Origin of the sequence: Nonomuraea sp. NPDC001831, from assembly GCF_042892035.1 — a bacterium.
GTDB lineage: Bacteria > Actinomycetota > Actinomycetes > Streptosporangiales > Streptosporangiaceae > Nonomuraea.
On sequence record NZ_JBIATU010000001.1, the window covers coordinates 798,864 to 818,073 of the forward strand.

Sequence of the window (19,210 nt, forward strand, 5' to 3'; positions counted from 1 at the left end):
GTTCCTGGTGATCGCTGTCGTGTTATCGCTCGGGATTCTCTCCTACGCCGTTTACGGCTTCGGGGGGCGTCCCAGCGCCGCCGCCGACTCGCAGCAGGCTGTGACCCTCGCTCGGGAGTTCGCCTACCGTGGGGCGGAGGTGCGGGACGGTTCGCCAGATCTGGCGAAGCGACTCGGCGCACTCGCGGTAGGGATCCACGCGGATGACATCACCAGGTCCGCGCTGCTCAACACGATCTTCCCTGAGCTCGGTGAGGAGTTCGTCGCGGACGGCCGGAGCGACGACGTGGAAATAAGCGCCGACGGCGTCGTGGGGCTGACGGCGGGATCGAAGAACGTCACCGTCTGGAGGATCGACCGGAAGTCCGATCGGCGAGACAAGTCCTACGCGGATTTCTCCATGGTGAAGAAGGCCGGGAAGCTCGAAGGTCATGCCTCCCGGGTCGGCGCCTTGGCGCTGAGTTCCGACGGAAGACTCGCGCTGACTGGTTCCGACGATGGCGAGTCCCGCCTGTGGAACCTGTCCGACCCGGCCAGACCGAAACAACTGGCGGTCCTCAGCGGTCGTCGCTCCGGAGCATCCGGTAATGGCCGGGGTGTCGAGCAGGTCGAGCTTGCCGGGGACGGCAACCTCGCCGTGATCGCCGCTGCGGACGGACGTCTGGGCGTTTGGCGGCTCGTCGATCGCGCCCGTCCTCGGGAGGTGTCGACCGTCCCCCTACCCGGCGCGCTGCACGCCATGGCCCTGAGCGGTGACGGGAGGACGCTTGTCACCGTCAGCGGGCCTTCGAGACGTCGCGAGACCCACGTCTGGGACCTGAGCAAGCCGTCAAATCCGCAGCGGCTCGCCGTGGTGGGAGGCTCGGACGTCTTCGTGGAATCGGTCAGTCTCAATGCCGGCGGAACGGTGCTGCTCGCCGGTCAGCCACGCGGGTACCGGGTCTGGGATCTGGCTGACCGGGCTCATCCCAGGCTCGAAGCCGACGTGCCCGTCCCGATCAGCGACGTTGCGTCCGTCTCGTTGAGCGCTGACGGAAGCACAGGCCTTGTCTCCGGATATCGCTCGAGTTCGCAGTATTCGATGGTCGGACATCTGTCGGTGTGGGATCTGCGGGAGAAGTCGCATCCGGTGCAGATAGCCGGCCTGTTCAATGAGTCGACCGTGGGCACGCAATCCGCGATCAGCGCAGACGGGGCCGTCGCCCTGACCTCACTCGATGCCGGGGCGTCGATATGGGACTTTCGGGACCTGGCGAGCATCAGAACGGATCCGAAGAAGTATGTCTGCTCCTTGGTGGACGACGGATACCGGCTGAGTCGAGACGAATGGAACCGTTACGGCGACCCGAAGGCTTGGGACGAACATGCGACGAGGAGCAACGGCGACTCCCTCGAGATCTGCTGACCTCGATTCTGTGGCGTTCGGGCTCACACGCTGCGGGCGCTCGTCCTCAGGGGCTTCCGTGTGCGGTCGCCCCTGAGGCGAGGTCGGAGGTGTGGGGACCGGCGGCCTCCGCGGTGGTCGGCGGGGCCACCCGCGTCAGTACCAGGACGGCCTGCTCGGCCAGAGCAGTAGTTCCTGGGCGTGGGTGAACGGGATCTCTGTCGTCATCGGCCTCTCCTGGGCGTCCTCGCGATGATCAGCTTCTTGAAACCGATGAGGAAGGTCGATCGCACCCGGACCGGCTCGCCGGCCACCTCGACGTCGGCGAAGGTCGCGAAGAGCGTCGCGAAGAACAGCCGCAGCGTGAGCCGGGCCAGGTGGGATCCGATGCAGTAGTGGTGTCCGCTGCCGAAGGCGAGGTGGCGGTTGGGCGTGCGGGCCGGGTCGAACGTGTCGGGGTCGGTGAAGACGGCCGGGGCGCGGTTGGCCGAGCCGATCCACGCGACCACCGGCTCGCCCGCCGCGAGCTCCACGCCCGACAGCCGCACCGGCCGGCCGCTGTTCGATGTCGGTGCGCGGAGCCTCGTACGCCGATTCCAGATCGAGGTCGTCCCGTGACGTGACAGTGGTCGTCCCAGCCCCGTGGTGAGGTGCGCTTGACGGGTTGCGGGATTTCGTTTCATAGTGGGCCGGTCAAGTCTCTTCTCCCTGTCCGGAGGTTCTCGCCGGTAATTATGTTAGCGATAACATCGCCGCGACAATCCCGGTGACGCGGCAGGTCGGAGGGCATTTGTGGCGTGCGCGTGAGTGCGCGTTCCCGTGCCTGGAATTTCCTGGAGAAGCGGAGGTCGAGTGATGAGGTCCCGGTCCGCATCAAGCATTCTCGAAAAGGCGGGAGCCGCCGTCGTGCTCGTCGTCGGGCTGCTCGCCGGCGCCCCCTCGGCGGCCCGGGCCGCCGCCCAGCAGGCGTGCGACATCTACGCCGCCGGCGGCACCCCCTGCGTGGCGGCCCACAGCACGACCCGCGCCCTGTACGCCGCCTACAACGGCCCGCTCTACCAGGTCCGCCGCTCCTCCGACAACGCCACCCGCGACGTCGGCCTGCTCGCCGCGGGCGGTTACGCCGACGCCGCCGCCCAGGACACGTTCTGCGCCGGCACGACCTGCCTCATCACGGTCCTCTACGACCAGTCCGGACGGGGCAACCACCTCACCCAGGCGCCCCCCGGCGGCTTCCCCGGCCCGGCGCCCGGCGGGTACGACAACCTGGCGATCGCGCCCGCGGCCCCGACTATGGTCAACGGCCACAAGGCGTACGGCGTGCGCGTCACCCCCGGCACCGGCTACCGCGACAACTCCACCAACGGCATCGCCAAGGGCGACCAGCCCGAAGGCATGTACGCCGTCTTCGACGGCACCCACCACAACGGCGGCTGCTGCTTCGACTACGGCAACGCCGAGACCAACAGCCGCGACAACGGCAACGGCACCATGGAGGCCATCTACTTCGGCGACATCAAGGTCTGGGGCTACGGCACCGGCAATGGCCCCTGGGTCATGGCCGACCTGGAGAACGGCCTGTTCTCCGGCGTGAACCCGGGCTACAACCCGGGCGACCCCAGCGTCAGCCACCGCTACCTGACCGCCGTCGTCAAGGGCGAGCCGAACCACTGGGCGATCCGCGCCGGCAACGCCCAGTCCGGCGGCCTGTCCACCTACTACGACGGTCCCCGTCCCAACGCCCCCGGCTACAACCCCATGAAGAAGGAGGGCGCGATCATCCTGGGGATCGGCGGCGACAACAGCAACGGCTCCGCGGGCACCTTCTACGAGGGCGTGATGACCGCCGGCTACCCCTCGAACGCCACGGAGAACGCCGTGCAGGCGAACATCGTCGCCGCCGGCTACACCACCACGGGCGGCGGCGCGGACGGGACGCTCACCCCCGGCGCGTCCGTCTCGCTGCGCGCGACCACGGCCTGCTGCACCACCCGCTACCTGCGCCACCAGAACGACCAGGTCGTCACGTCGGTGATCGGTTCCGGCAGCTCGTCGCTGGACAGGAGCGACGCCACGTGGATCGTCCGCAGCGGGCTGGCCGGCGGCTCGTGCGTGTCGTTCGAGTCGCGGAACTACCCCGGTGACTACCTGCGGCACCGCAACTACCAGCTCTACCGGCAGCACGACGACGGCAGCGCGCTGTTCGCCGCCGACGCCACCTTCTGCCCGCAGGCCGGCAGGAGCGGCCAGGGCACGTCGTTCGCCGCCGCGAACTTCCCCGACCGGTTCCTGCGCCACTACGACAACACCGTCTACCTCGCGAGCAACGGCGGCTCGCACGCCTTCGACAACACCGCCTCCTGGGCGGCGGACGTGAGCTGGGCCGTCGTGCCGCCCCTGGCATAGACGGGGGCCCGAGCCGTCCCCGGCCCCTGGCCGGGGACGGCTCAGTGCATGTCGGCCGGGCGCGCCCGCCCGTCGAAGGGGAAGCGGGCGCGGAAGTCGATCTCGGCCTCGGCCATCGACATGAACGTGACCCCCTTGTGCCCGCGCATGTACGCGATGAGCCGCTCCAGCATCAGCAGCACCTGGGGACGCCCGCTGACGTCGGGATGCAGCGTGACGGGGAAGACCGCGTAGTCCAGCTCGCGGTAGACCCAGTCGAACTGGTCGCGCCACTGCTGTTCGAGGTCGCGCGGATTGACGAAGCCGTGGCTGTTCGGCGAGCTCTTGATGAACATCATCGGCGGCAGGTCGTCGAGGTACCAGTTGGCCGAGAACTCCACCAGGTCCACCTCCTGGCCGGGCACGAGCGGCTTCATCCAGGTGGAGGCGGCCTGCTCGTAGTCGATGTGCGTCCACTGCTCGCCCTTGCGGGCGTAGAAGGGCTGGAAGTCGCGGTAGGACTGCGAGTGGTCGTAGCCGAAGCCGTAGCGCAGCAGCAGCTCGACGGTCCGCGCGGACATCTCCCACCACGGCGCCACATAGCCCCGCGGCCGGACGCCGAGCACCTTGTCCAGCACCTCCAGGCTGCGCGCCAGGACGTCCTCCTCCTGCTGGGCGGACATCGCGACCGGGTTCTCGTGCAGGTAGCCGTGCGCGCCGACGTCGTGCCCGGCCTCGACGATCCGCCGCATCTGGTCGGGGAACGACTCCGCCGAATGTCCGGGGACGAACCAGCTCGTCCTGATCCCCTCGCGGGCGAACAGGCGCAGCAGCCTCGGGGTCCCGACCTCGGCGGCGAAGACGCCCCGCTGGATGTCGTTGGGCGAGTCCTGGCCGCCGTACGAGCCGATCCAGCCCGCCACGGCGTCCACGTCCACGCCGAAGCAGACGATGATGGCTTTCTTCATGGACCAGGACGTACCCCCGCCGCGACGGACGGGCACCGGGCTCGACGGATCTTGGGTAGATCCTTCCCAGGTGCCCTGGCCTGGGCAGGTTCGCCTACAGTTGCGGCGTGAACATCTGCGTCTTCTGCTCCGCCGCCGACCTCGACGAGCGCTACACCCGCCCCGCCCGCGAGTTCGCCGAGCTCATCGGCAAGGGCGGGCACACCCTGGTGTGGGGCGGCTCCGACAGCGGCCTGATGAAGGTCATGGCCGACGGCGTGCAGCAGGCCGGCGGCCGCCTGGTGGGCGTCTCGGTCGAGTTCCTGGCGCACAAGGCCCGGCCGGGCGCCGACGAGATGCTGATCACCCGCGACCTGGCCGAGCGCAAGGCGCAGCTCCTGTCCCGCGCCGACGGCTTCGTCATCATGGTGGGCGGCAGCGGCACGCTCGACGAGGCCACCGAGATCCTGGAGCTGCGCAAGCACGGCCTGCACAGCAAGCCGGTCGTGCTGCTGAACACCGCGGGCTTCTACGACGGGCTGAAGCAGCAGTTCCAGCGCATGGAGGCGGAGGGCTTCCTGCCGTTGCCCCTCACCGAGCTGGTGTTCTTCGCCGAGGAGGGCGTCGGGGCGATCGCCTACCTGGAGGAGCAGTCGGGCCTGGTCCCGCCGGGCGCCGGCGGCTGACCGGCCCCCGCGGCGCGCGTTCGGGGCGGAGGGAGCGCGGGTAGGGGGGAGGGAGGCTGTGGCCGTCGGGGGAGGTCACGATGGGGGCTGAGGGCGAGCCCGCGGGCAGCGGGCTGGCGTTCGAGGTGCTGGAACCGGCGCCGGTCGGCGTGGCGGTCGCGCGCGGCCCCGACCATCGCCTGGTCTACACCAACGCCGCCTACCGCTCCCTGTTCGCCGACAGCCGCACCGGGCTGCCGATCGAGGAGGCGTTCGCGGAGTTCGTCCAGGTGCACTTCCGCGCGCAGTTCGACCACGTCTACGCCACCGGCGAGCCGTTCGTCACCACGGCGGAGCCGGAGTACGTCGTCGGGCCGCAGTGCGAGGAACGGCGGTTCTTCACCTCCAGCCTGTCGCGCGTGGTCTTCGGGCCGGGCGACTACGGCGTGCTCGAAGTGGTGATGGACGTGACCGAGCAGGTCACCGCGGCCCGCCGGATCGAGGCGCTGGCCGAGGAGCGCCGCCGCATCCTGCGCCGCTACGAGAGCCTGATCAAGGTCAGCGCGGAGATCGTCTGGGTGACCACCCGCGACGGTTACGTGAAGGAGCCCAGCCCGAGCTGGGAGCGGGTCACCGGCCAGCCGTGGGAGGGGCACCGCGGCCAGGGCTGGCTGAAGATGGTCCATCCCGACGACCGCCAGGACACGATCCGATCGTGGTCCCGGGCGGTCAGCAGGGCCACCGAGACCTGGGAGCACGTCTACCGGCTGCACACCGCCGACGGCTCCTACCGGCACTTCCAGCTGCGCGCCGTGCCCATCTGCGAGCACGGCGAGGTCGTGGAGTGGGTGGGGTCGTGCACCGACATCGAGGAGCAGTGGCAGGAGCAGCGGCGGCAGCGCCTGCTCGACCGCGCCGCGGCGGCCACGGCCCAGCTCAGCAGCCTGGAGGAGATGCTCGGCGCGCTGTCCCACGTCATCGTGCCCGAGCTGGCCGACGGCTGCAGCGTCTACCTCATCACCGACCTGACCGGCGATCGGCGCGGCGAGGCGCCGTTCGTCGTCGAGCGGCTGGTCACCGCGGCACGTCGCGGCCTGGTGCCGCTGTCGCCGTACAGCGAGGAGCAGCTCGACGACGGCAACGCCTTCGTGGCGGTCGTCCGCCGGCGGCGGCCCGTGCTGCAGACGTTCCCCGCCGGGTGCCCGCCGCCCGACCTGGCGCCGGCCGGCACCCGCGCGTGGCTGGCCGCCAGCGGCGCCAACAGCATGCTGGTCCTGCCGGTCGTGGTCGACGGCGCGGTGCCCGCCGTGGTCGGGGTGGTGACGTGCGGGGACCGTCCGGCGATCAACCGGGCCGACATCACGCTGCTGGGCAACATGTTCGGCCACGCCCACGACGCCCTGAGCCGGGCCATCCGCTTCCAGCGCACCCAGCAGGTCGCGCTGGCCCTGCAGTACAGCCTGCTCGCCGAGCCGCCGCGCCTGCCCGGCCTGCGGATCGTGGCCCGCTACCGGGCCAGCCCCAGCGCCGCCGAGGTGGGCGGCGACTGGTACGACTCCTTCGTCCTGCCCGACGGCGTCCCGGCGCTGGTCATCGGCGACGTGGCGGGGCACGACCTGTCGGCGGCCGTCCTGATGAGCCAGTTGCGCAACATGCTGCGGGCGCTGGCGATGGACCGCTGCGAACCGCCCGGCGAGATCCTGACCCGGCTCAACGTCGCGATGGAGTCGTTGTCCTCCGAGGTCACGGCCACGTGCGTGTTCGCCCGCGTCGAGGAGGACGGCGGCGGCCACCGGCTGCGGTTCGCGGTGGCCGGGCATCCGCCGCCCCTGCTGGTCACCGCCCAGGGCCACGGACGTTTCCTGGAGGAAGCCGTCAGCCCGCTGCTCGGCTTCTCCGACGGCGAGACCCGCGCCTCCTGGACCGAGCCGCTGCCGCCGGGCAGCACGCTGCTGCTCTACACCGACGGGCTCATCGAACGGTCGGGCGAGCACCTGGACCTCGGTCTCGGCCGGCTGCGCCGGGTGGCGGAGTCGCTGGCCGCCGAGCCGCTGGACAGCTTCTGCGACCAGGTGCTCAGCGGCCTGCCCAGCACCGGCCTCGACGACATCGCCGTCATCGCCCTGCGGCTGCCGCCCGCGGAGGAGGAGTGATCAGGAGGGCAGCCTGCCCGTGACGGCGCACAGGTCGCGCAGAACGCCATGGTCGCGGATCGCCCGTGCGGAGTCCCCGGCCAGCAGGGCGGCCGCGGTCTCCCGTCCCATGGCCTGGAGGGCCGGGTCGCGCGTGTGCTCCCCAGAGCCGGGGCCCGTGGCTGGGCAGCGCCCAGCCACGCGGCGGCGGCGCCCGTGACGATCAGCCCGGTGCACCCGAGCGCGAAGAACCGTCCTGGCGGCCGGGTTGCCGAAGAAGTCCGCGCCGGCCGGCGGCAGGAAGCGTACGTCTGCACGAGCATGTCCGCCGCTACGTGGATACATGACCGTTCGATGTGATCCATCCCCTTTGCGGCCCGGCCGCCCCGCCGCCGGGGGAGTGTTGCGCTGGAAGTGAAGGGCGGGGGTCCGGACGGGCCGGGTGGGCCAGGATGGCAGGCATGCGGACACTTGTTCTTGGCGGCACGAGATTTCTGTCCAGGGAGATCGCGCGGCAGGCCCGCGATCGCGGGCACGAGGTGGTGTGCGCGGCGCGCGGCATGGCCGGCCAGCCGCCCCCGGGCGTGGAGTTCGTCCGGGTCGACCGGGCCGAAGACGGCGGGCTCGCGCCGCTGAAGGGGGCGTTCGACCTGGTCGTCGACGTCGCCAGGCTGCCCAGCCAGGTGCGGCGTGCCGTCACCGAGCTGGCGGGCCGGGCCGGTCACTACACGTTCGTGTCGTCGTGCAGCGTCTACTCCGACGCGACCCGGGTCAGCCAGGTCCTGCACGACCCGCTGCCCGCCGGCGCCGACGAGAGCGACCCAGCGAACTACGGGCCGGCCAAGGTGGCGTGCGAGCAGATCCTCGGCGACGGCGCGCTGCACGTACGGGCCGGGCTGATCGTCGGCCCCGAGGACCAGTCCGACCGGTTCACCTACTGGGTCGAGCGGCTGGCGCGCGGCGGCCGCGTGCTGGCTCCCGGCTCGCCCGGCGATCTGGTGCAGCTCGTCGACGTACGCGATCTCGCGGCCTGGACGCTCGACGCGGCGCAGGCCGGCCTGACCGGCCCCTACGACGGCATCTCCATGCCCTTCACCAGGGGCGAGCTGCTGGCGGGCATCGCCGAGGGGCTGGCGGTGGCGCCGGAGCTCGTCTGGGCGGGTCAGGAGTTCCTCACCGGGCACAAGGTCGAGCCGTGGGCCGGGCCGCGTTCGCTGCCGCTGTGGTTGCCGTTGCCGGAGTACGCCGGGTTCATGGCCCGGGACACCTCCGCCACGCTGGCCGCCGGTCTGCGCATCCGCCCGGTCGCCGACACGGCCCGCGACACGCTGGCCTGGCTGCGCGACTCCGGCCACGAGGTGACCCGCGCCGGCCTCACCCCCGACGAAGAGACAGAACTCCTCCACCTGCTTCCCTGACCTCGGTCCCCCGGCCCCCGGCTCCCTGACCTGGGGCCCTCGGCCGCCGTCGGCCCCTACCGGGCCCTCGGCCCTTCGGGCCCCCGGCCGCTCGCGTGGGCGCCGTGAGCGGGATCATGGATGGCGTGCTGCGCGTGACGATGAACGATTCCGCGGCCGGTCTGCTCGGCATGCCGGGCGGCCCGGGCCTGCCGGCGCCGCCGGGCGGCCTCGCTCCCGGCCTGCGGGAACGGGTGGCCCAGGGGCTCGTCCGGCGGGGTGCGGTGCTCGGCTGGGCCGCCTCGACGGACGGCGCCGAACGTGCCCCCGCGCCCTTCCACGACCTCACCGGCTGGGAGTGCGACCGGAGTTCCCTGCACCTGGAGGACTTCGTCCCGGTCCAGGTCGTCACCGTCGGCCACGTGCCCGTGATCGGCGACGAGGGCCAGCGCGTGTTGCTGCTGCACGGCGTGGCGCTCGCCCTGGAGGTGGGTCGGCTCGCCCGCGCCCTGCACCCGCCCGTCCCGGTGCGCTGCGTCGTGAGCGCGAACGAGACCAGCGCGACGTTCCGGTTCCACCGGATCAGGCCAGGTGAGAGCTGGAACGCCGCGGACCTGGACGGGTACGCGGGCGACAAGGTGATCGTGGTGGATCGGGGGCGGTTCGCCGCGTTCCAGGAACGTCCGGACGGGCCGGGCGCCGCTTACGATTCCTGATCATGTCGATGAGGTTGAGCCTCGCGAAGATCGAGGCCGCGCTGCTGGAGTCCGTACGGGCCGACCCCGGCCTCATCGGGGCCGTCCTGGAGGGCCGGTCGGGTGGTCTCCCTCTGGAGACGGACGTGTTCGCGGACGACCACCGCTCGCGCACCGCCATCGCCGAGGGGCGGGCCGAGGCCGAGCACGGCACCGCGCGATGGAGGCGGTGCTTCCCCTGGCTGGCGGCGGCCACCGGCGAGGACGGCGCGAACGACGTGGCCGGGTGCGAGGTCGGCTACGGCCCGCCGTTCGTGCCGGATCCCGCTCAGGTGGCGGCGGTCGCGCGGGGCCTGGGCGAGGAGGGGTGGGGGTTCGGCGCCGGTCACGCGGGCGGGGCGTACGAAGGGCTGGAGGCGCTGGCGCCGTTCTACGCGGCGGCGGCCAGCGAGGGCAAGGCGGTCGTAGGCGCGGTGCGTTGACGGCCTTGGCCTGCTGTGCGGGGTGTGCTGACGGCCTTGGCCTGCTGTGCGCGGTGCGTTGACGGTCTTCGTCTGCTGTGCGCGGTGTGGTGACGGCCCACGCCCGCTCGCCCAATGTGCTGACGGCCCTGGCCTGCTGTGCGCGGTGTGCGGACCTACTGTCGGTCTCGGGTCCTGAGTGCAGGTGCCGCCGGGGGTGTGGTGGGGGTGTGAAGGTTGGGGGCGGGTGCCGTGCAGACCGGCCCTTGGGCGGGGGTTCGGGCCTAACGTCCTGGAATATGCAGACAGTGGATGTCCTGGTGGTGGGGGCGGGGCTGGCCGGGTTGAGCACGGCCCAGCTGCTCGCCCGGCGCGGGCTGAACGTCATGGTCGTCGACCGCCGCAGGTCGTTGTCGGCCGGCGTGCGGACCACCGGGATCTTCGTACGCCGCACGCTGGACGACTTCGACCTGCCTGGCCACCTGCTCGGGCCCGGTGTCCGGGACGTCCTGCTGTATCCGCCGTCGCGGCGCTCGCCGATCCGGCTCACCAGCGACCGGGACGAGTTCCGGGTGGCCGACATGGCCGCCGTCTACGAGCACGCCCGCCGCGCGGCGGAGTCGGCCGGCGCCCGCGTCCTGCTGGGCGTCCGGTACACGGGCAGCTCATCGGGCCTCGTCCGGCTGGAGCGCACAAGCGGCGCTGAGAGCGGGGACGGCGCGGAGGGTGCGGAGAGTGCGGACGGCGTGCACGGCGTTGCGGGGGTGGAGGTGGTGGGGGTCAGGTTTGTCGTGGGGGCGGATGGGGCGCGGTCGCGGGTGGCGCGTGATCTCGGTCTCGACGTCAACCGGCGCTTTCTCGTGGGCGCCGAGATCGTCCATGCGGTCGCGTCCGGGGCGGGCGTTCCGGCGTTCCACTGCGTGCTGGATCCCCGGGTGGCTCCGGGATACCTCGGGTGGGTGGTGGACGATGGGCGGCACGCCCACGTGGGTGTCGCGGGGGAGCCGGGGGCGATGCAGGGCGGCGTCCGCCGTCTGCTGGACGCCTTCGCCGCCGACGCGCCCGGTCGCGCGGCGCCCGCCGGGCCGGTCGAGCGCCGGGGAGGCCCGATCCCGGTCGGGGGCGTGCTGCGGCGGCTGGCGTGCCCGGACGGGCTGCTGGTCGGGGACGCGGCGGGCGCGGTGTCGCCCCTGACGGCCGGTGGGCTGGACCCTTGCCTGCGGATGTCCGAGCTGGCCGCGGCGGTGATCGCCGACTATCTGCGTACCGGCGACCGGGAGGTGCTGAAGCGGTACGACGGGGCCTCGTTGCGGGCCCGGTTCCGGGGCCGGTTGTTGTTGCGGCGGCTGTTGGCGGGGATCCGGTCGCCGGTCGCCGCGGAGGCCGCGGTGACCGTCCTGCGCACCCGTGCCGGCCGGGCGCTGGCGGCGCGGATCCTGTTCGGCGACGGTTCCTTCCCCGAGCTCGAACCCAGGCTGACGGCGAGGGTGGACGCGGTCCGGCGACCCTGACGATCCGGCGCGCCAGTCTCGTGCGCCGCGTGGAAGAGCGTGGGAGGGCGGAAACGGGGGGCGACCCCGTGTGGGGCACGGGGTCGCGGGGGTGGGTGGTTACGGCTTGGTGTAGCCGCCCGTGTAGGCGCCGGACCCGCTGTACGCGTACACGCGGATGCGGTAGGTGCCGGCCGTGCCGTTGTAGGTCAGCGACTCGTCAGGCCCGCTGCCCGCGCTGCTGGCCACCGTGGTCCAGCCGAGGATGCCCTGCTTCTGCAGGTACAGGTCGAAGTCCACGCCGGAGGGCCCGTCGAGGCACGCCCGGTGCGTCCCGGCGGCGGCCGTGTAGCCGGAGCTGTTCGGGTAGTACACGTTCTGCCCGCTGGTCAGGTTGCCGGAGAACGGCGTCTGGTAGCCGGTGCAGTTGCCGGGGGTGGTCCCGACCGTGATGCTCTTGCTGGTGGTGTTCGTGGCCCCGCCGTTGTCGGTCACGGTGAGGGCCACGGTGTACGTGCCCGCGGCGGCGTAGGTGTGCGACACGGTCGCGCCGCTGCCGGTGGAGCCGTCGCCGAAGGTCCACGCGTACGAGGCGATGGTCCCGTCCGGGTCGCTGGAGCCGGAGCCGTTGAACGAGCACGCCCGCGTGGTGTTGTCGCACGACTGGGTGAAGCTCGCCACCGGCGACTGGTTGCCACCGGTCGTCGGCGGGTACTGCGTGGCGTCGTGCACGTCGAGCAGCGGCTCCTTGACCCCGTCACTGGCGTCGTCGGTCCAGTTGAGGTTGCCCGTGGCCTTGAGCTTGTCCCGTACGGCCAGCGCCCCCGCCCGGGTGGTGGGCTTGTTCGAGCCGCTGGTCAGCACGGCCGCGGCGCCCGCGACGTGCGGGCTGGCCATGGAGGTGCCGCTGATGGTGTTGTAGCCGCCGTTCATCCACGTGGAGTAGATGCAGGTGCCGGGGGCGGCGACCTCGACCGTGGTGCCGTAGTTGGAGAACCAGGCGAGCGTGTCGTCGGTGTCGGTCGCGCCGTCGGTGCGGCACGGCACGGTGATCGTGCCGGCCAGGCCGCCGGGCTGGCCGTCGAAGTCGGTCACGGCCGAGACGGTGACGACGTCGGGGTGGTTGGCGGGGAAGAAGCCGGAGGCGTCGGCCGAGCTGTTGCCGGCGGCCACGACGACGACGATGCCCGCGTTGGTGGCGTTCGTGATCGCGTTGCTGATCGCGGAGCTGCTGCAGCCCTGGCAGCCGAGGCTCAGGTTGATGACCTCGATGGTGCTCGCCCTGGCCACGACCCAGTCGAGACCGGCGGCGATGCCGGCCAGCGTGCCCGAGCCCGCCGAGTTGAGCACCTTGACGGCGTGGATGCGGGCGCCGGGGGCGACGCCGACCGCGCCGACGGAGTTGTCGATGGCGCCGATCGTGCCGGCCACGTGGCTGCCGTGCCCGTTGTCGTCGTCGCCGGTGCCCGAGCAGACGCCGCTGGTGCAGTTGGTGCTGGCCACCACGTTCAGGTCGGGGTGGTCGAGGTCGACGCCGGTGTCCACGACCGCCGCGTCCACGTCGACGCGGACGTCGTCGGTGCCGTCGATGTCGAGGTTGATGTTCTGGTCGGCGAAGATGCGCTTGATGCCGCTCGGTACGGTCTGCGCGAAGGCGTGCACCTCGTGGTCGGGCTCGACGGTGAGCACACCGGGCTCGCCCTTCAGCTTGGCGGCCTCCTCGGGGGTGAGGAGGGCCGAGTAGCCGTTGAAGGCGTACCGGTAGGTTCCCACCAGTACGCCCTTGTGCGCCGTGACCTGCTGCTGCGCCTCGTTCGCCACCTGCGCCCGCGACACGCCAGAGAGCTGGACGATGTAGCGCTGCTGGTCGGCGGCGGCCGGGGAGTTGGCCTCGGCGGCGGTGGCCCAGCCGGACAGTGCCAGGCAGACGCCGGAGGCCAGGGCTAACAGGGTTGAGATTCGACGCATGGAAACGCCTTTCTCCGGGGGTGACATGAGCTGTGCTCATGCGGCTTGTGAGCGGAACATCGCATATGACAGCCAGTCAGGCAATACTGAAATATCTGTCATAGATCACATCGGTCTGGGTCGTTCCGACGAAGAAGCGAGGCCGTCATAGTGGCGGTGGACGAACCGGACGGTCCCCGCCGGCTCTAGGGTCGGGCGGAGTCGACCAGGGGGGACACCGGTGCCGGAGCTGGAGGAGATCGATGCGTGGCTGCGTCACCGGCTGGCGGGACTGCTCGCCGAGAACCAGGTGCCCGGGGCCGCCGTGGCGGTCCACGCGGGCGGCCGGACGATCGAGGTCGCGGCCGGCACGCTGAGCACGGCGACGGGCGTCGAGGCGACCCCCGGCTCCCTGTTCCAGATCGGCTCGATCACCAAGGTGCTGACCGCGACGCTGGCCATGCAACTGGCCGACGAGGGCCTGCTCGACCTCGACGCGCCCGTGCGCGACCGCCTCCCGGCGTTCCGGATCGGCGACGAGCGGGCCGCCCGGCGGATCACCCCGCGCCAGCTCATGTGCCACGTCGCGGGCTTCGAAGGGGACGTCTTCACCGACACCGGCAAGGGCGACGACTGCGTCGAACGCTTCCTGGACGTCCTGCACGAGGTGCCGCAGCTGTTCGAGCCCGGCGAGATGTTCTCCTACAACAACGCCGGCTACTGCGTGCTGGGCCGGATCATCGAGGTCGTGCGGGGCAAGCCGTTCGACGCGTGCCTGCGCGACCACCTGCTCACGCCGCTCGGCATGACCCACGCCGCCTGCGACCCGTACGAGGCGATCGTGCACCGCACGGCGGTCGGCCACGTCCAGCGCACCCCGGGCGGCCCCTACGAGCCGACCCCGGTGTGGGCGCTGGCCCGCTCGAACGCCCCCGCCGGCTCGATGCTGGCGATGCCGCCGCGTGACCTGCTGGCCTTCGCCCGCATGCACCTCGCCGGCGGCACCGGCCCGGACGGCGCCCGCGTGCTGAGCGCGCGGAGCGTCGCGGAGATGCGGCGGCCGCAGGTCAGGCTGCCCGACTTCGACCAGGGCACGGCCTGGGGCCTGGGCTGGGAGCTCTTCGACCGGCCCGGCGCCGCGGTCTTCGGCCACGACGGCAGCACCGTCGGCCAGGCGGCGTGCCTGCGCGTGGCGCCGGAGCGCGACGTGGCCGTGGTCGTCGTCGCCAACGGCGGCCGGACGCGGCCCGTGTTCGCCGAGATCACCGGCCGCGTGCTGGACGAGCTGGGCGGGGTCGAGCTGCCCGCGCCCCCGGCGCCCGGCCCGGCCCCCGTCCCGCCGGCGAACGCCGCCCGGTACGCCGGCACCTACACGTCGAGCACCTGCGAGACGGAGGTGACCGTGGACGGCGCAGGACGGCTGTGGCTGAGCCGGACACCCGTGGGCATCACCGCAGACCTGGACGAGGTGCCGTACCGCACCGAGCTGGCCGCCTGGCGCGACGACGTGCTGATCCCCCTCGAACCCGAGCGCGGCGCGCACGCCCCGATCGCCTTCCTGGGCGACAACGGGACCGGCCGCGCCCTCTACCTGCACGACGGCCGCGCCGACCGCCGCACGTCCGGCTGACCCCGCCGAGAACGGCCCGCCCGCGCCGAGCGCCGGGCGGGCCGTCGCCATGTCCGCCGAAACCGCCGCCGCACCTGGCTGATCAGTTGGTACGCCCGGACGAACCCCGGTCCCAACGTTCGATGTCCGCGACGAACACCGCCGGGGACGCGGGTCCCACTATCGTCGGATGGATTTGGAGAGCGATCGCGTGCTGGCGATCCGGGATCTGTCGGTCGAGATCCGGCGCGGTGACAGGGTCGTCCGGCCGGTCTCGGACGTCAGTCTGGTGCTGAACCGCGGCGAGACCCTGGGGATCGTCGGCGAGACCGGGTCCGGCAAGTCCATGACCGGTCTCGCGATCATGGGCATGCTGCCGGCCGGCGGCCGGGTGACCGGCGGCTCGATCGACTTCGGCGGCCAGGAGCTGGTCGGCCTGCCCGCCGCGCGCTACCGGGCCCTGCGCGGCAACGAGATCGCGATGGTGTTCCAGGACTCGCTGACGGCGCTGAACCCGACCCGGCGCATCGGCGAGCAGGTCGCCGAGCCGGTCCGGCTGCACCACGGCGCCTCCAGGCGGGCCGCCCGCGAACGCGCCGCCGAGGTGCTCGCCCTGGTCGGCCTGCCCCGCCCGGCCGAGCGCATGGACGACTACCCCCACCAGCTCTCCGGCGGCATGCGGCAGCGCGTGATGATCGCGATGGCGCTGGCCTGCGAGCCGCGGGTGGTCATCGCCGACGAGCCCACCACCGCGCTCGACGTCACCATCCAGGCCGAGATCCTCGACCTCCTGGACGGCCTGCGGTCCCGGCTCGGCATGTCGATGATCCTCATCACCCACGACATGGGCGTCATCGCCCGGCACGCCGACCGCGTCGGCGTCATGTACGCCGGCCGCCTGGCCGAGACCGCCCCCACCCCCGTGCTCTTCGCCCGGACCCGGCACCGCTACACGCACGCGCTGCTGGCCTCGATCCCCTCGCTCACCCACGACCGGGACGAGCGGCTGTTCAGCATCCCCGGCGCGCCGCCCGACCTGACCGCGGCCGGGCCCGGCTGCCCGTTCGCGCCGCGCTGCGACGCCGCCACCGACCGGTGCCGCGAGGAGCGTCCGCCCCCCGTGGCCGAGGACGGCGGGCACGTCCACGCCTGCCACCACCCGGCCACCGGACCGGCCGATCGGGTCCGCAGCCGCTTCCGCACCCGTCCGGTGGAGCCCGCGGCGTCCCCTGAGCCCGCGCCGCGGCTGCGCGTCGTCGACCTCAGGCGCGAGTACCCGGTCGGCGGCAGGGGCCTGTTCGGCGCCCGCCGCACCCTCAAGGCGGTCTCCGGCGTGAGCTTCGAGGTGGCGGCGGGGGAGACGTTCGGGCTGGTCGGCGAGTCGGGGTGCGGGAAGTCCACGCTGGGCAGGATGCTCGTCGCCCTCGACCGGCCCACCTCCGGCGAGGTGATCTTCGACGGCGAGCCGGTCAGCCGGATGGGCGCGCGGGCGCTCGGACCGCGCCGGAGCCAGCTGCAGATGATGTTCCAGGACTCCGGCGCCGCCCTCGACCCCCGCATGCGCATCGGCACGATCCTGCGCGAGCCCCTGGCGATCCAGGGCGCGGGCGACCGCGCCCACCGCACGGCCCGCGCCCGCGAGCTGCTGCGGGACGTCGGCCTTCCCGCGGGCGTCATGGAGCGCTACCCCCACGAGCTGTCCGGCGGGCAGCGGCAGCGGGTGAACCTGGCCCGCGCCCTGGCCCTGGACCCGGCGGTGCTGGTCGCCGACGAGCCGGTCAGCGCCCTGGACGTCTCCATCCGCTCCCAGGTGCTCAACCTCATGCGCGCCGTCCAGCTCGAACGCGGCCTCAGCAGCGTGGTGATCTCGCACGACCTCGCCGTCGTCCGGTACCTGGCCGACCGGGTCGGCGTCATGTACCTGGGCAAGCTGGTCGAGACCGGCACCACCGAAGAGGTGTACGGCGCCCCCGCCCACCCCTACACCGCCGGCCTGCTGGCCGCCGTCCCCGACGCGGACCCGCAGGCCCGGCAGCCGCGCGGCGAACGCGTACGCGGCGAGCTGCCGAGCCCGATCGACCCGCCCAGCGGCTGCCGCTTCCGCACCCGCTGCGCCCTGGCCGACGACCTGTGCGCCCAGGCCGAACCCCTCCCGCGGCCGGTCACCGGCAGCCACCAGGTCGCCTGCCACCACCCGCTCCAGCCGCTCGAACCCGCGGCCACCCCGCTGAAGGGAGCCTCCCGGTCATGACCTGGTACGTCGTCCGGCGCCTGGCGATCTCGGTCGTCGTCCTGCTCGGCATCTCCGCGGTGGTGTTCCTGCTGCTGCACCTCGTCTCGGACAGCCCGGGGCGGGTGGTCCTGGGGCAGCGCGCCTCGCCCGAGGCGGTCGCCGACTTCAACCGGCAGCACGGGTACGACCGCCCGGTCCTCGCCCAGTACGTCGGCTACCTGGGCCAGCTCGCCCGGGGCGACCTGGGCAGGTCGTACAAGCTGAACGAGAACGTGGCCACCCTGCTCGGGCAGAACGCCGGCCGCAGCGCGATGCTCTCGGCGGCCGGCCTGGCGGTGGCGCTGGTGATCGCCGTGCCGCTCGGCGTGCTGCAGGCGGTCCGGCGCAACAGCGTCGCCGACCGGCTGCTCACGGCGGTCTCGTACGTGCTGTACGCGACGCCGTCGTTCCTGCTCGGGCTGATCCTGATCGCCGTCTTCAGCCAGGCGCTGCCGATCTTCCCGGCCGAGGCGTCCCAGTCGCACTCGCCCTGGGTCGTCCTCACCGATCCGCGGGCGATGGCGCTGCCGGTCATCACGCTGGCCGCGGCGAGCGTCGCGGTCTTCGCGCAGTACCAGCGCTCGGCGGCCCTGGACCAGCTCGGCCAGGACTACATCCGGGTGGCGCGGGCCAAGGGGCTGCCCGAGCGGCTGATCCTGCTGCGCCACCTGCTGCGCAACGCCTGCCTGCCGCTGGTCACCCTGGTCGGCACGCTCATCCCCACACTCCTGGCGGGCAACCTGATCGTCGAGTCGCTGTTCAACTATCCCGGCCTCGGCCTGCTGTTCCTCAACAGCCTGCAACGCGAGGACTATCCGGTGCTGCTCGCCTACACCCTCGTCGGGGGCGTCCTGACCGTGGCCGGCAACTTCGTCGCCGACCTCGTGGTCGCCGCCGCCGACCGCCGAATCGAGCTGACGAAATGACCACACAGAACGTGCAGGCCGGGCCCGAGGCCGAGGCCGTCCCGGCGCGCAACCGGCGCTCGGTGCTGCGCGGGCTGCGGCGCAGCCCGCTCGGCCTGACCGGCGGCCTGCTCCTGCTGCTGATCGCCGGCTTCTGCTTCCTCGGGCCGCTGCTGCACCGCACCAACCAGATCGACGTGGACCTGGTCAACGCGGCCCTGCCGCCCGGCCCCGGCCATCCGCTCGGCACGGACGCCAACGGCTTCGACGTGCTCGGCCGGCTGATGGCCGGCGGCCGCCTGTCGTTGCAGATCGGCCTGCTCGCCGCGCTGTTCGCCACCGCGATCGGCACCCTGTACGGCGCGGTCGCCGGCCTGGCCGGCGGCGTCGTGGACGGGTTCCTCATGCGGCTGGTCGACGTCATGCTCTCGGTGCCGTTCCTGTTCTTCGTGCTGATCCTGTCGGCCCGCTTCCACGCCGACGCGCTGTCGCTGAGCCTGGTCATCGGCGGGTTCTCCTGGCTGGTCTCCGCCCGGCTGGTCCGCGGCGAGGTGCTGACGCTGCGGGTGCGGGAGTTCGTGCTGGCCGCGCGGGTGATGGGCGCCTCGCGCCGGCGGCTCATCCTCACCCACCTGATCCCGAACGCGCTCGGCGTGATCATCGTCAACATCACGTTCCAGGTCGCCGACGCGATCCTGGTCGTGGCGGCGCTGGGCTTCCTCGGGTTCGGGCTGACGTACCCGACCGAGGACTGGGGCAGCCAGCTCGCCGGCGGCGTCGCCTACATCTCGGCCGACTACTGGTGGCTGATCTACCCGGTAGGAGGCTGCATCGTCCTGACGGTGCTGGCGCTCAACCTGCTCGCCGACGCCCTGCGCGACGCCGTCGGGCGCCGGGCCGACTGACGCACGCCGACTGACA

At 72.4% G+C, this 19,210-nt stretch carries 15 protein-coding genes; 12 read left to right on the forward strand and 3 right to left on the reverse strand.

Features of this window, described 5'->3' with window-relative positions; all coding sequences use genetic code 11:
* Positions 1-7 precede the first annotated feature (7 nt).
* On the forward strand, positions 8-1,405 hold the full coding sequence (locus tag ACFYYW_RS03395) for a WD40 repeat domain-containing protein (RefSeq protein ID WP_387644542.1): 1,398 nt from the start codon (positions 8-10) through the stop codon (positions 1,403-1,405).
* 203 nt (positions 1,406-1,608) lie between these two features.
* On the opposite strand, the gene ACFYYW_RS03400 is transcribed toward ACFYYW_RS03395, so the two are convergent.
* On the reverse strand, positions 1,609-1,932 hold the full coding sequence (locus ACFYYW_RS03400; RefSeq protein ID WP_387644545.1) for a cytochrome P450: 324 nt from the start codon (positions 1,930-1,932) through the stop codon (positions 1,609-1,611).
* Positions 1,933-2,290: 358 nt separating this feature from the next.
* Here ACFYYW_RS03400 and ACFYYW_RS03405 point away from each other — a divergent pair, with 358 nt between their 5' ends.
* Positions 2,291-3,790: an alpha-L-arabinofuranosidase B gene (locus tag ACFYYW_RS03405; protein WP_387644548.1), complete on the forward strand. Its 1,500-nt coding sequence runs from the start codon at positions 2,291-2,293 to the stop codon at positions 3,788-3,790.
* A gap of 41 nt (positions 3,791-3,831) precedes the next feature.
* Here ACFYYW_RS03405 and ACFYYW_RS03410 read toward each other — a convergent pair whose 3' ends face one another.
* Positions 3,832-4,737 (reverse strand): polysaccharide deacetylase, encoded by a 906-nt coding sequence (locus ACFYYW_RS03410; RefSeq protein WP_387644551.1) that lies wholly within the window; start codon positions 4,735-4,737, stop codon positions 3,832-3,834.
* A 107-nt stretch (positions 4,738-4,844) separates the two neighbouring features.
* Here ACFYYW_RS03410 and ACFYYW_RS03415 point away from each other — a divergent pair, with 107 nt between their 5' ends.
* From ACFYYW_RS03415 to ACFYYW_RS03440, 6 genes are all read left to right on the forward strand, one after another.
* Complete coding sequence (locus ACFYYW_RS03415; protein WP_352328904.1) at positions 4,845-5,402, forward strand: TIGR00730 family Rossman fold protein; 558 nt, start codon at positions 4,845-4,847, stop codon at positions 5,400-5,402.
* Positions 5,403-5,482: 80 nt separating this feature from the next.
* Positions 5,483-7,534 carry a SpoIIE family protein phosphatase gene (locus ACFYYW_RS03420; protein ID WP_387644554.1) on the forward strand — a complete coding sequence of 684 codons (2,052 nt, stop codon included), beginning with the start codon at positions 5,483-5,485 and terminating at the stop codon, positions 7,532-7,534.
* 440 nt (positions 7,535-7,974) lie between these two features.
* On the forward strand, positions 7,975-8,931 hold the full coding sequence (locus ACFYYW_RS03425) for an NAD-dependent epimerase/dehydratase family protein (protein ID WP_387644556.1): 957 nt from the start codon (positions 7,975-7,977) through the stop codon (positions 8,929-8,931).
* A 104-nt stretch (positions 8,932-9,035) separates the two neighbouring features.
* On the forward strand, positions 9,036-9,626 hold the full coding sequence (locus ACFYYW_RS03430; protein WP_387644558.1) for a hypothetical protein: 591 nt from the start codon (positions 9,036-9,038) through the stop codon (positions 9,624-9,626).
* Between the two features lie 2 nt (positions 9,627-9,628).
* Positions 9,629-10,087: a hypothetical protein gene (locus tag ACFYYW_RS03435; RefSeq protein ID WP_387644560.1), complete on the forward strand. Its 459-nt coding sequence runs from the start codon at positions 9,629-9,631 to the stop codon at positions 10,085-10,087.
* A gap of 278 nt (positions 10,088-10,365) precedes the next feature.
* Positions 10,366-11,577, forward strand: a complete 1,212-nt coding sequence (locus tag ACFYYW_RS03440) for an FAD-dependent oxidoreductase (RefSeq protein ID WP_387644563.1) — start codon at positions 10,366-10,368, stop codon at positions 11,575-11,577.
* Positions 11,578-11,676: 99 nt separating this feature from the next.
* Here ACFYYW_RS03440 and ACFYYW_RS03445 read toward each other — a convergent pair whose 3' ends face one another.
* Positions 11,677-13,524, reverse strand: a complete 1,848-nt coding sequence (locus tag ACFYYW_RS03445) for a S8 family serine peptidase (protein WP_387644565.1) — start codon at positions 13,522-13,524, stop codon at positions 11,677-11,679.
* 220 nt (positions 13,525-13,744) lie between these two features.
* Between ACFYYW_RS03445 and ACFYYW_RS03450 the strand changes: the two genes are divergently transcribed.
* The 4 genes from ACFYYW_RS03450 (at position 13,745) to ACFYYW_RS03465 (ending at position 19,194) form a co-directional block, all read left to right on the forward strand.
* Positions 13,745-15,133 (forward strand): serine hydrolase domain-containing protein, encoded by a 1,389-nt coding sequence (locus ACFYYW_RS03450; RefSeq protein ID WP_387644568.1) that lies wholly within the window; start codon positions 13,745-13,747, stop codon positions 15,131-15,133.
* 169 nt (positions 15,134-15,302) lie between these two features.
* Complete coding sequence (locus ACFYYW_RS03455; RefSeq protein ID WP_387644571.1) at positions 15,303-17,363, forward strand: dipeptide ABC transporter ATP-binding protein; 2,061 nt, start codon at positions 15,303-15,305, stop codon at positions 17,361-17,363.
* Positions 17,360-18,310, forward strand: a complete 951-nt coding sequence (locus tag ACFYYW_RS03460; RefSeq protein ID WP_352326318.1) for an ABC transporter permease — start codon at positions 17,360-17,362, stop codon at positions 18,308-18,310. Before ACFYYW_RS03455 ends, ACFYYW_RS03460 begins: the two co-directional genes overlap by 4 nt.
* Positions 18,307-19,194: an ABC transporter permease gene (locus ACFYYW_RS03465; protein ID WP_352326316.1), complete on the forward strand. Its 888-nt coding sequence runs from the start codon at positions 18,307-18,309 to the stop codon at positions 19,192-19,194. The genes ACFYYW_RS03460 and ACFYYW_RS03465 overlap by 4 nt, the downstream gene beginning before the upstream one ends.
* Positions 19,195-19,210 lie beyond the last annotated feature (16 nt).